11 protein-coding genes and 1 CRISPR repeat array are annotated in these 11,808 nt (G+C 58.9%); of the genes, 6 read left to right on the plus strand and 5 right to left on the minus strand.

Annotation, left to right across the window (positions count from 1 at the left end; translation table 11 throughout):
• Positions 1–187: 187 nt before the first annotated feature.
• Positions 188–1,414, plus strand: a complete 1,227-nt coding sequence (locus HMPREF0178_RS12395; protein WP_009368384.1) for a cysteine desulfurase-like protein — start codon at positions 188–190, stop codon at positions 1,412–1,414.
• Positions 1,415–1,554: 140 nt separating this feature from the next.
• Here HMPREF0178_RS12395 and HMPREF0178_RS12400 read toward each other — a convergent pair whose 3' ends face one another.
• A complete protein-coding gene (locus HMPREF0178_RS12400) occupies positions 1,555–2,949 on the minus strand; it encodes a Na+/H+ antiporter NhaC family protein (protein WP_009368385.1) in 1,395 nt (464 codons plus the stop codon).
• A gap of 605 nt (positions 2,950–3,554) precedes the next feature.
• Here HMPREF0178_RS12400 and HMPREF0178_RS12405 point away from each other — a divergent pair.
• From HMPREF0178_RS12405 to HMPREF0178_RS12425, 5 genes are all read left to right on the plus strand, one after another.
• On the plus strand, positions 3,555–4,790 hold the full coding sequence (locus HMPREF0178_RS12405) for a dicarboxylate/amino acid:cation symporter (protein ID WP_009368386.1): 1,236 nt from the start codon (positions 3,555–3,557) through the stop codon (positions 4,788–4,790).
• 72 nt (positions 4,791–4,862) lie between these two features.
• Positions 4,863–5,615: an aspartate/glutamate racemase family protein gene (locus tag HMPREF0178_RS12410; protein ID WP_009368387.1), complete on the plus strand. Its 753-nt coding sequence runs from the start codon at positions 4,863–4,865 to the stop codon at positions 5,613–5,615.
• 59 nt (positions 5,616–5,674) lie between these two features.
• Positions 5,675–6,049, plus strand: a complete 375-nt coding sequence (locus tag HMPREF0178_RS12415) for a RidA family protein (protein ID WP_009368388.1) — start codon at positions 5,675–5,677, stop codon at positions 6,047–6,049.
• Positions 6,050–6,438: 389 nt separating this feature from the next.
• Positions 6,439–7,440: a D-cysteine desulfhydrase gene (locus tag HMPREF0178_RS12420; protein WP_009368389.1), complete on the plus strand. Its 1,002-nt coding sequence runs from the start codon at positions 6,439–6,441 to the stop codon at positions 7,438–7,440.
• Positions 7,441–7,729: 289 nt separating this feature from the next.
• A complete protein-coding gene (locus HMPREF0178_RS12425) occupies positions 7,730–8,386 on the plus strand; it encodes a GntR family transcriptional regulator (protein ID WP_009368390.1) in 657 nt (218 codons plus the stop codon).
• Positions 8,387–8,412: 26 nt separating this feature from the next.
• Here HMPREF0178_RS12425 and HMPREF0178_RS20520 read toward each other — a convergent pair whose 3' ends face one another.
• The 4 genes from HMPREF0178_RS20520 to HMPREF0178_RS12445 form a co-directional block, all read right to left on the minus strand.
• Complete coding sequence (locus HMPREF0178_RS20520) at positions 8,413–9,507, minus strand: site-specific integrase (RefSeq protein WP_009368391.1); 1,095 nt, start codon at positions 9,505–9,507, stop codon at positions 8,413–8,415.
• Between the two features lie 37 nt (positions 9,508–9,544).
• Positions 9,545–9,844: a hypothetical protein gene (locus tag HMPREF0178_RS12435; protein ID WP_009368392.1), complete on the minus strand. Its 300-nt coding sequence runs from the start codon at positions 9,842–9,844 to the stop codon at positions 9,545–9,547.
• A gap of 9 nt (positions 9,845–9,853) precedes the next feature.
• Positions 9,854–10,348: a hypothetical protein gene (locus tag HMPREF0178_RS12440; RefSeq protein ID WP_009368393.1), complete on the minus strand. Its 495-nt coding sequence runs from the start codon at positions 10,346–10,348 to the stop codon at positions 9,854–9,856.
• Between the two features lie 187 nt (positions 10,349–10,535).
• A CRISPR array of direct repeats spans positions 10,536–11,403; the repeat unit is 28 nt; unit sequence GTTATCCGCCGTGTAGGCGGCTTAGAAG.
• Positions 11,404–11,492: 89 nt separating this feature from the next.
• A partial coding sequence (locus tag HMPREF0178_RS12445) for a hypothetical protein (RefSeq protein WP_009368395.1) occupies positions 11,493–11,808 on the minus strand: 316 nt, incomplete at its 5' end.

The raw sequence follows: 11,808 nt of genomic DNA on the forward strand, positions 1-11,808 counted from the left end.
CCCCCCGGACCCCCCCTCTCTTCCCAAGACTTTCGACTGGCGGGGAGGCGGCGCGGGAGGAGTTCGTTCCAGCATAAGTAGGGAAGATGGCCCGCACCCCCGCAAATCCGGCAGATTCACCCTCTTTCACTGCCCCATCAAAAAAACGTCCCGCCCCGCCGACCATGAACGGAAAAGGAACACAATCATGCACGACATCTATCCCATTCAGGAAATCAGAAGCCTGTTCCCGGCCCTGTGCCGTCTCCACAACGGCAACAAGGCCGTCTATCTGGACGGTCCCGGCGGTTCGCAGGTCGTCGCCACGGCCATCACGGCCATGTCCAACTACATGCGGCGGGGCGTAGCCAATACCCACGGCAAATTTCCGAGCAGCGAAGAGACGGAAGCCATCATCGAATCCGCCAAGGCCGCGCTGGGGGATCTGCTGGCCTGTACGCCCGGCGAAATCGCCTTCGGAGCCAACGCCACCTCAAATATGTTCGCCGTGTCCCGGGCGCTGTCCCGAAGCTGGAATCCCGGTGACGAAATCGTCGTCTCGGAGATGGACCACCATTCGCACATCGACACGTGGATTCTCGCCGCCCGCGACCGGGGCGTCGTGGTACGCCATCTGCCGGTGGACCCCGAAGCCCTGACGCTGGACCTTGCCGATCTGGACGCCACCGTCAACGCGAAGACAAGGCTTGTCGCCGTGGGCTACGCCTCCAACGCCGTCGGGACCATCAACGACGTCGCCCGCATCTCCCGGCGCTGCCGCGAGGTGGGCGCGCTGCTCTCCGTGGACGCCGTGCACATCGCCCCGCACAAGGCCATCGACATGGACGCCATCGGTGCGGATATGCTGTTCTGCTCCGTCTACAAGTTTTTCGGGGGACATATCGGCATCGCGGCAATCCGAAAAAACGTGTTTGAGGCGCTCGACACCTACCGCCTGCATCCGGCACCCTCCACGGCCCCCGGCAAGCTCGAAACCGGGACGCAAAGCCATGAGGCCATCGCGTCCATCGTGCCCGCCGTGGACTTCATCTCCGGGCTCGGCACCGGTTCCACGCGCCGCGAACGCCTCGTCTCCGGCTTCGAGCGCATCGAACGGCACGAAAACGCCCTCGCCGAGATAATCAGGCAAGGGCTCGCGGGTGCCCCCGGCCTGACGCTGTACCAGTCCGAAGGCCCCAAGACCGCCACCGTCGCCTTTACGCTGGAAGGGCAGCAGCCCGGCGACGTATGCCGGAAACTCTGCGACCGATACGGCATCTTTGCCGCCGATGGGGACTATTACGCAGAAACGCTCGCCCACAGGGTCGGCGTCGACCGGATCGGCGGCTGGGTCAGGGTTGGATTCGCCCCGTACAACACCGAAGAGGAAGCGGAACTGCTTGTCAGGGCCGTCCGCGAAATCGCAGCCGGATAACCAGCGTAACTTCTTTGAAAGTGAAAAAGATCTGAGCGGATCAAGGGGCGAGCAGCGCTGGCAGGGCGGCTCGCCCCTTGTGGAGTGCGGAGGCGGTTCCCCTCCGTTCGGTTTGGTTCCGGGGCAGAGCCCCGCCAAAGTCATGCTGCGGGCGCTTCATCCTTGGCGTACTTGCGGTTCCAGCCGGTGAAGGCGGAGAACAGCAGCACCGCGAGCAGTGCCCATGAATAGGGATTGTACAGGGCCGCGCTGATGGGCGGGGCGGGGATGGCATAGGTTTCCGCCGCGCTGTAGAGCGCCCCGTACCACGCCGCCACCGCGATATGCCACGGCAGGACAAAGAAAATCGTGCACACCGCGCAGTCCATGAGGTTCGCGCGCCGCGCCGCCGCGAGGCCGAAACGCTCGCCCAGAGGCCGCACGATGCTCGGGCCCACCAGCAGTTCCGCCGGGGCATTGGCGGAAATGGGAATCGAGGCCAGAATGGTCACGCCGACGATGAAGAGTTCGGCCTGCCGGACGGTGGCAACCAGCGTGCTCTGGGCGAAGTCCAAAATGCGCCGCATGATGCCGCATTCCACCAATATCTGCGTCACCGCCAGAATCAGGATTGCAAAGATGATCGCACCGACCACGTTGTCTATCCCGGCCTGAATGAGGCCCGTGGAGCCTCCCTTCGCGGCGGGGACGCTGAAGATGTCGGCGGGCCGGATGGTTCCGATCAACATGCCGACGAACGCGGCGGCAACGTTGCCGTAAATGAGCGATTCGATGATGTGCCGCCCCTTGAGCGCCGAGACGACCACAATCGCAAGCGCCAAAAGCATGAACAGGCCTGACGGGTTCAGGCTGGCCTGCATTTCGGGAAGGGGCCGCACTTCGCCGCCTCCGCCGAACACAAGGAACACCACGGCGGAAATGGACGCCGCTGAAATGGCCAGCGGGAAACGACTGCGCACCACGTCGCGCATTTCGGCCCCCTGCGTGTAGGCCGAGACGATGGTGGTGTCGGAGATGGGCGCGAGGTTGTCCCCGAAAGCCGCGCCGGACAGAATCGCCAATCCGAGCATGGCCGGGTCCGCTCCGAGGAAATAGCCCGCCGGATACAGCACCGGCGACAGGGCAATGCAGGTGCCCGTGCTCGTGCCCGTGCCGAGGGCGAACAGCATCGCGGCGAGGAAGACAAGCACCACGAAGACGCCGCCCTGCGCCCCGGTCGTCATGCCCATCCACAAAAGCCCCTGCACAAGCCCCCCTGCGGCCATGAGCTTGCCGAACACCCCGGCCAGCAGCCACGCCGTAACGATGACGATGCCCGTGCGGTCGCCGATGCCCCGCATCGCCGCTTTGCAGTATTCCTCTTTGTCTTTAGCGAAGAAGATCCCAACGCACAGCGCGATCCACGCGCAAGCCCAAAAGGGCTTGGTGCCGCCCCGCTCCGCAACCGACAGCCAGACGAGCCCTCCCACCAATACGATGAGAGGGATCAGGCCGCCGAACAATCCGCCGTACATCTCAAGCTTCTTTTCCTGCATGAGGCACTCCTTCTTATCCGCCTATGCGTTGCCTGTATTTTGTTCTATTGTCGACATTCGATAATAGACAATATGCGGTATAGAACTCCGTGAAAAAAGAATCAAGTCCTCTTGCCGTATCCGCATAAAAAGAAGTCTGTATTTCGGCGCAAAAGCATTATTATCTTATTGTATTTATTTATAAAAACAAAAAATACACTGATGATTTTTCCTATGCAAAGCCGGTACGTTTAAATACTTCTCTTTATATATTGTATTTATTATATTTTTATACAAAATATCCTGAACAGGCCCCTACACCGAAGCCGGATCTCCTTTCAACCCATCCTGAACTTATCGCCGCATTTCTGAGCAAAAGAGCGGCGGGAAGACATTCGAGAACGATTTATTTTTTATTTAATATAAGTGTATTAGAAAAGTTTATAAAAAAAACCGTCCATCGTATTGACACGCCCTGACTCTTATGTGAAAAACGGAATGAACGATTGTCGACATTTATACAATCGACAAGAAAAACACAAAAAGAGACACCGCAAAACACGCTCTCAAGCGTTGCGGTTCCGCAAACAAGCCCGCAATCCCGCGGGAAAAGACGGAGGAAGCATATGAAGGGTTCCCGGATGAGTCTGCCCACGCAGATGGCTATCGGCATGGTTCTCGGCGTCGCCGCCGGGGCGCTGACCCCCGCGATGGGGCTTGATCCCTCATGGTACAAGCCCGTAGGCCAGCTGTTCATCAATCTGGTGCGCATGGTCGTGGTACCGCTCGTGCTGACCACCCTCGTCGCGGGTGCGGCCAGCGTCGGCGACGTAAGCAAACTTGGGCGCGTAGCCGGCAAGACGCTGGCCTATTACCTTGTAACCACGGCCGTCGCCGTGGTCATCGGCCTCGTACTCGCCAACATCTTCCAGCCCGGCAGCGGGCTGTCCATTTCCACGGAAGGCCTCAAGGCCAAGGAAGTCGCCCCGCCCACCCTCGTCGACGTGTTCCTGAACATCGTCCCGATCAACCCCATTGAGGCCCTCTCCAAGGGCAACATGCTCCAGATCATCTTCTTCGCCCTGCTCTTCGGCTTCGGCCTCAGCGTCATCGGCGACAAGGGCAAGCAGGTGCTCCACTTCTTTGACGGCGCGGCCGACGTCATGATCAAGGTCACGGGCTTCGTTATGCTGTACGCGCCCATCGGCGTGTTCGGCCTCATGGCCTACACCGTAAGTATGCACGGCCTCGGCGTGCTTCTGCCGCTCATCAAGCTCGTGCTCGTCATGTATCTCGCCTGTATCCTTCAGATCCTCATCGTCTACCTCCCCTGCGTAAAGGTCACCGGACTTACCACCAGCCGCTTCCTCAAGGGCCTCGCCTCCCCGATGATGATCGCCTTCACCACCTGCTCCAGCGCCGCCGCCCTTTCCACCACGCTCCTCAGCGTCCAGAAGCTCGGCGCGTCCCGGTCCGTGTCTTCCTTCTCCATCCCGCTCGGCAACACCATCAACATGGACGGCGCGGCCATCTACATGGGCATCGCCGCCATCTTCGCCGCCGAGGTCTACGGCATCCCCATGCCGCTCGATAGGCAGCTCACCGTCATCCTGCTCGCCGTCCTCGCCTCCATCGGCTCCATGGGCGTGCCCGGCGCGGCCCTCATCATGATCACGATGGTCTTCACGCAGGTAGGCATCCCGTTGGAAGCCATCGCTCTCGTCGCCGGCGTCGACCGCATCATGGACATGGCCCGCACCACCATCAACGTGCTTGGCGACGCCACGGGCGCCCTGTTTGTTTCAAAGCTGGAAAGCGATTTCGACCCCGAACGCGGCGAACGGCTCGCTGCGGCCGAATAACCCGCCCGGAAACCTTCCCGGGCGGCGAACGCCGCGGAAAATTCCCTTCCGCGGCGGGAACCGGAGACAACCATGCGACAGGATGAACGGATCGGCATCGTCGGCGGCGTCGGGCCCCATGCGGGGCTGGATCTGACGCGCAAGCTCTTTGACCACACCAGAGCCGAGGCGGATCAAGAACACTTGCCGGTCATGCTCTATTCCTTCCCCGACCGGATCGGGGAGCGCCCGGCCTTCCTGCTCGGCAAGACGGCGGACAATCCCGGCGAGGCCATAGGGGACATCATGGCGGAACTGGCGCGAGCCGGAGCGACCGTCATCGGTATGCCCTGCAACACGGCCCACAGCCCGAGAATATTGGACGCGGCCCTCGAAAAGCTCAAGGCAACCGGGCGGCCCGTACGCTTCGTGCACATGATCGACGCCGTGGTCCGCCATGTGCGGCAACGCTGTGGGGAAGGCGCTCGCGTCGGCATCCTGAGCACGCTGGCGACGTTGGAAACCCGGCTCTATCAGGACAGCCTCGAACGCGCCGGGCTGGTGGCCCTGCATCCCGCCCCGGACGGCTGCACCCGGGTACAGGAGGCCATCAGCAACCGCGAGTACGGCATCAAGGCCCGGAACCCGGTCACGGAACGCGCCCGCGCCGATCTTCTGGACGAAGCCCGCCGCCTTGCCGGAAACGCCGACGCGATCATCCTCGGCTGCACCGAGATCCCGCTCGCGCTCCCCGAAAAGGAACTCGGCGGCATCCCGCTCATTGATGCCACCGACATCCTCGCACGGGAGCTGGTCAGGGCCTTCGCCCCCGAAAAGCTCCGTTAACCGCCCCAACCGGCGCAACCCACGCCGTCCATATTCATAAGAACTCAAAGGAAAACACTATGAAAACCATCCTCTCCACCGCCGATGCGCCCGCAGCCATCGGCCCTTACTCCCAAGCCGTCCGCTCAGGCGAAACCCTGTACTGCTCCGGACAGCTCGGCATCGATCCCGCCACGGGCAAACTCCCCGAAGGCGTCGCCGCCCAGACGGAACAGAGCCTGAAGAACATCCGGGCGCTCCTCACCGCGGCTGGGGCGGGCGTCGAAAACGTGGTCAAAACCACCGTGTTCATCACCAACATGGCGGATTTCCCGTTGGTCAACACGGAATACTCCAAAGTATTCGCCGAGAATCCTCCCGCCCGTTCCTGCGTGGCGGTCAAGGAACTGCCCCTCGGCGGGCTGGTTGAAATCGAAGTGCTCGCCGTCGTCTGACTCCAGAGACGCCCCAGGCTCCACCAACGTACGGAGTAAATGGAACACTGTCTCCGCCGCTTGCGGCCCGGCTTACGTTTCTTCCGACCTAGGACGGCGCGAAGGAACAAGAAAACGCGAACCCGCCCCGAGAACCGGCTCTCTTTCCGGTTCCTCTCTCGGCGGAATCGCCCGGTACGTTCCCCCGTGCCCAGCACGGCTGCACCATGCTCTGGATTAGACTGTAACTTTTTGGAATAACAAAAAAATAGGACAAGAAGATTTTCTCGGAGAAAGGCTCTTGACAATATGGGGAGCCGATGGCACAACCAAATTGTCGAATGTCGACATTTAGAAAAATACATCAAGAAACGCTGCGCAGCAGCACATCATACCCACAGGAGACTATTATGAATCTCGCCAAGTTTCCCCGCCGCGGCTATGTGACCGAACCCACGCCTCTGGAAGCGCTTCCCAACTTCTCCAAAGCTCTCGGCGCGGACATCAACATCTATATCAAGCGCGACGACCTGCTTCCCGGCACCGCCGGAGGCAACAAGACCCGTAAGCTCGACTTCAGCATGGCCGACGCGATCAATCAGGGCGCGGACACCATCATCACCTGCGGCGCCGTGCAGTCCAACCATTGCCGCCTGACCCTCGCCTGGGCCGTCAAGGAAGGCCTCGACTGCCACCTTGTCCTTGAAGAACGCGTGAAGGACAGCTACAACCCCGAAGCCTCGGGCAACAACTTCCTGTTCCAGCTTCTCGGCGTGAAATCCGTCACCGTGGTCCCCGGCGGCTCCAACATGCTCGGCGAAATGGAAAAGCTCGCCGAAAAGCTGCGTGCCGAAGACAAAAAGCCCTATATTGTGCCCGGCGGCGCTTCCAATAAAATCGGCGCTCTCGGCTATGTGAGCTGCGCCGAGGAAGTCCTGCGCCAGCTCTTCGACCGCGGCCTCGCCATTGACCACATGGTTGTCCCGAGCGGCAGCGCGGGCACCCACGCGGGCATCATCGCGGGCATGGTCGGCAACAACGCGGGCATCCCGGTCACCGGCATCGGCGTCAACCGCAAGAAGCCCGTTCAGGAGGCCGCCGTCCTCAACCTCGCCAATGAAACCCTCGAATATATCGGTGTCGAAACCCGTGTGCCCGCCGAAAAAGTCGTAGCCTTCGACGACTACGTGGGCCCCGGCTACTCCCTGCCCACCGACGCCATGGTCGAGGCCGTCAAGATGCTCGCCCGCACGGAAGGCATCCTGCTCGACCCCGTCTACTCCGGCAAGGCCATGTCCGGCCTTATCGATCTGGCCCGCAAGGGATATTTCCCCAAGGGCTCCAACGTGCTGTTCCTCCACACCGGCGGCTCCCCGGCGCTGTATGCCTATCTGCCCACTTTCCGCGCCTAACCGCCTTTTATTGAGTCCATGCTCCCCCCGGCCGGAGCCTTTCCGCATACAGCAGCGGAGAGGCTCCGGCCTTCTTCGTCCCCCGAAAGAGCCTCACCAGTGCCCCTTTTTCCTGCGACTCCCGTCCTTCCCTTGGTGTTTCCCCCCATGAACCGTGCGCAACCGCTTCTCAAAAGACAACTCTCAGCCTTGCGCGACATGCCGAAACCACGTAGAACTCTATCGCGAACCGCATGACGAAACCGCATAGGGCGACTCTTCTCAAGCCCCGCATCTGTTCGGAGCATCAATGGATTTTACGAAGCAAACATATTGTAATCAGGTAACCAGCTATATCCGCTCACTTATCCGTAAAGGCACGCTGGAAATCGGCGCTCCTGTCAAAGAGGCCGTCCTCTCTGAACAGCTCGGGATCAGCCGAGCCCCCATCCGGGAAGCGCTGCAAGTGCTCGTTCAGGAGGGGCTGATCACCTCTGAGCCGCAAAAGGGCAAACACGTCAGGCAGATGACCGGAAAGGAAATCTACGACAGCTACGTCGTCGCGGGTATCCTCGAAGGGGCGGGCGTCGCCGAATCCCTGCCTCTCTGGACCGAGGCGAACATGGAAACCTTCCGAGCCGTCGTCCGGCAGATGGAAGGGAAGATCAGCTACGCCACCAAACTCGACGAGCTTGCCGAAATCGACGAGCTGTTCCACGCCACCCTCTTCATGGCCTGTGACAATACCCGGCTCGTGGAAATGGCCCGCACCTCCTGTGCGACCATATCCAAGTACCTTTATTATCAGCACTGGATCACCATGTTCACGCCAAGGGAATACGCCGACCGCCACCATGCCGTGGCCGAGGCCGTTTACTCCCGCGACGTCAAACATGTGGAAACCGCTCTGCGCGATCATTATAAGGAAACAGGCCTGCGCATGGCCCAGTTCGGCAAAGAGGCGTGATACGAATAGGTAATGATTATATATTATTACTGAGATACTGTTTTACGGGCTACGGAGTGCCACATATTTTCTGCCACATATACGGGCACGGGAACAGACTCGGCGGCAGCACGTTTTTGTGAGTCGAGCACATGTTGGTAATGCTTCAAAACCATTGTAAGGCTGGCGTGTCCCATGATCTTCGCTACCGTTCCAATGTCAGCCCCGGCAGCAATAGCTTCCGTGGCAAAGGCATGGCGTAGGTCATAGGGACGGATCCGCCGTTGTATCCCTGCGCGGATCAGGATTTTCCCCCAAGCCTTTCTGATGGAATGGACAGGTTTGTTGCCATAATGAATAAGATGGATAACTCCTGTTGCCATATCCGCGTTATGCCATGCCTTCAATGTTTCGATCAGAACATGTCGGATAGGAATATCCCGAACAGGTTCCCTCTTGTTCTTTTTTGCGGCACGTAGGTGGATAACCTTATTGTCAAAATCAACATCCGACCATTTTAATCCGAACATTTCTGAGGGACCGACGCGCATCCCCATTTGCGACCCGAGGACAATAACACGACGGATATGCTCAGGTGCATGGGCATATATCTGCGCAAGCTCTTGTTGTGTTGGCGGAACGAAGTGTTCATGCTCAATATGTGGTAGCTTAGGGAAACGAGGAAGCTCTTTGAGCACTTCATTTTCATATGCCCAACGAATGACAGAAAAAACCTGGCTCAAGTATCTCTTTAGACTTGAAGCTGAAACATTCATAGATAGAAAATGGAATACAAGCTCCTTTAACTTCGCATTATCTATCTCATTCAAAAGCATATTTTGAAAAAAAGCCAATGATGGCTGCATCTTCTTGAGATGATCTTTCAGCGCGTTTTCCGGAAAACGTCTCTCCTTCAAGAACAAGTAGTAAGCCGATTCAAAAGTATGCTCGATCTTGAGAGGTGGGATTTCCTCTCTCCTGAACATATCGCGCTCGAATTTGAGCTGGTATTTCTTGAGCGCATCCTGTTTTTTTGCTTCCTCCTCCGTTTCGACGTAAAGTGACTCACGCTTGAGCGTAAAGGGGTTGTTCCAGTACACTTCCCACGGCTTCTTACGGCCTTTCCTCTGTCTGATAGCCATACTGAATAGCTCCTGAGCAAAGGGGGCCGTGTCAGCGCTACTGGACGGCCCCCATATTGAATTCTGCTAAAAGTTCCTTTGCGGATTTTCCGATGACGCACCCTGATGTTTTGGGCGGTCGTCGCCTTGGAACTCCTGCCTTTGCCTGAGCCTCAGCATGTAATGTGTCGATCACCGTCATAACGGCGCGCCGTGACCAGCGCAAGGTTTTGCGTTCTTTGCCCCACGGAAGGCTCACAGGCTGGATGCCACGGGACAGCAGGATTGCCCGCGCCCTCTCCTCTCCAATGTTCATGACGGAAGCGACCTGTTTGGTCGTCAGCAGTTCCGGTTCCATTTTCCCTCCCTACGCGGCCCGCTCGTACACCCGCGTCCCGATTTCGGCTATCTGGGGGTCGACCTTTTCGAGCGCATTGCACAGCGTGGTCAGCGTCTTGAGCAGGTTGTGCCAGTGAAGGCCCCGGAAGTAGGCGGGGCAGGTGTTTCGGGCGTCTTCGAGGAAAGTGAGCCCGGCCCACATCCCGGCGGCCCATTGCGTCCAGCGGGTGGCGTCGCCGGCCGCAGCCTGAACATCCCCGACGTGCCCGGCAAGGATATGGAACCGAGCATCCAGATCTCGCTTCGCGCCTGCGGAGAGCCTGCGCTTCTGCGTGTCGTCCGCACATCGGTCGATCCAGCGGTTGACCTTTTCGACCTGCTTTCCGAGGTCGCCAAGCTGCGCCAGCATTTTCGGCTTGAGGAAAGAAATCGCCACGGTGAGCATGGATAGGGCCAGAACACAGCGGGTGTGCTGGATGGCCTCGTGCGGGTACGGGATTACGGGATTGATGGGTCTTCGCATGTCGTTTCTCCAGAAAAAGGGGAAAGCCCCGGACATTAGTGAGGGGCTTCCTTTGGCTTCATAAAAAAGTTGTCTAAAAAAGAGATTAAGAATAAAGTAGTTACAAATAGAGAGGAAAAGCGAAGTTTCTGAAGTCTTTTCAGGTGTAACCTACTGAAAAGCAGAGATACTTTTGTAAAAGCCTCTAGTTATCCGCCGTGTAGGCGGCTTAGAAGCTCTACCGCCAACAGAGGAACGGACCCCGATCGTTATCCGCCGTGTAGGCGGCTTAGAAGTGCCCGGAAGAGCAGGCTATGGCGGCGGAGCTGTTATCCGCCGTGTAGGCGGCTTAGAAGTCCAAAAGTTTTTGCCCGGCGGGATGCCGGAAGTTATCCGCCGTGTAGGCGGCTTAGAAGAATCAGAGCGCCAGCAAACGCACCAACCGCATGTTATCCGCCGTGTAGGCGGCTTAGAAGATCCCCAGGCCGTAACGCGAGGAGCCCACGGGGTTATCCGCCGTGTAGGCGGCTTAGAAGATTCGTCGAGCCAGTCTTTCCGGTACCAGATCGTTATCCGCCGTGTAGGCGGCTTAGAAGACGACCTCCAATGCTCCGGAAGGCAGGGCGCCGTTATCCGCCGTGTAGGCGGCTTAGAAGCGTCAGCCATCGCCCGGGAGAAGTCGGTGTTCGTTATCCGCCGTGTAGGCGGCTTAGAAGTGAATAAGGGTTTCGGCCCATTGCTCCATAATGTTATCCGCCGTGTAGGCGGCTTAGAAGCCAATCTGCCCCCGTGCGCTCGCCAGATCGCTGTTATCCGCCGTGTAGGCGGCTTAGAAGACGATTTCGCCTGTCACGGGGTCGACCTTGTGGTTATCCGCCGTGTAGGCGGCTTAGAAGTGTGCAAGCGTTGCGGCGTGGGCATTCAAGACGTTATCCGCCGTGTAGGCGGCTTAGAAGGTGAGGAGCTTGTCGAAGTCATAGGGGACGTCGTTATCCGCCGTGTAGGCGGCTTAGAAGGAAGCGGAAGCCCGCTACGCCGGGTGACGAATGTTATCCGCCGTGTAGGCGGCTTAGAAGTATCTGGTCGGACGCCTAGCCACTTCATCGGCATCACCCCCTTCCGGGGCCAGTTGCCCACAACACCTAAAGAAAGAAGGCGACCCACATCAAAGTGAGCCGCCTTTCGTTTGGGGCCATTCGTCGCCTTCGTATGGTGTTACATCCAGCACGTTGTAGGCGTACCTGTGCCGTCGGGATGGTTTGCCCCCTTCCGTGATGGGGATCACGCGCAGGTCGTAGTAGGGGTAGGAGGGGACGAACAGGATTTTATCAACCTTTGCCGGACTGGTGCCGTCGTGATCCCATCCGGAGACAATATCGCCTTCCTTGTAGGGGCAGGCGGCGACGGCGGCGTCACGTTTGGCGACTTCAAGGGCATTCTTCGCCTGTTGCACGGCGCGTTCGCACCTTCTGACCTCATCA

Origin of the sequence: Bilophila sp. 4_1_30 (assembly GCF_000224655.1) — a bacterium.
Classification (GTDB): Bacteria; Desulfobacterota; Desulfovibrionia; order Desulfovibrionales; family Desulfovibrionaceae; genus Bilophila; species Bilophila wadsworthia.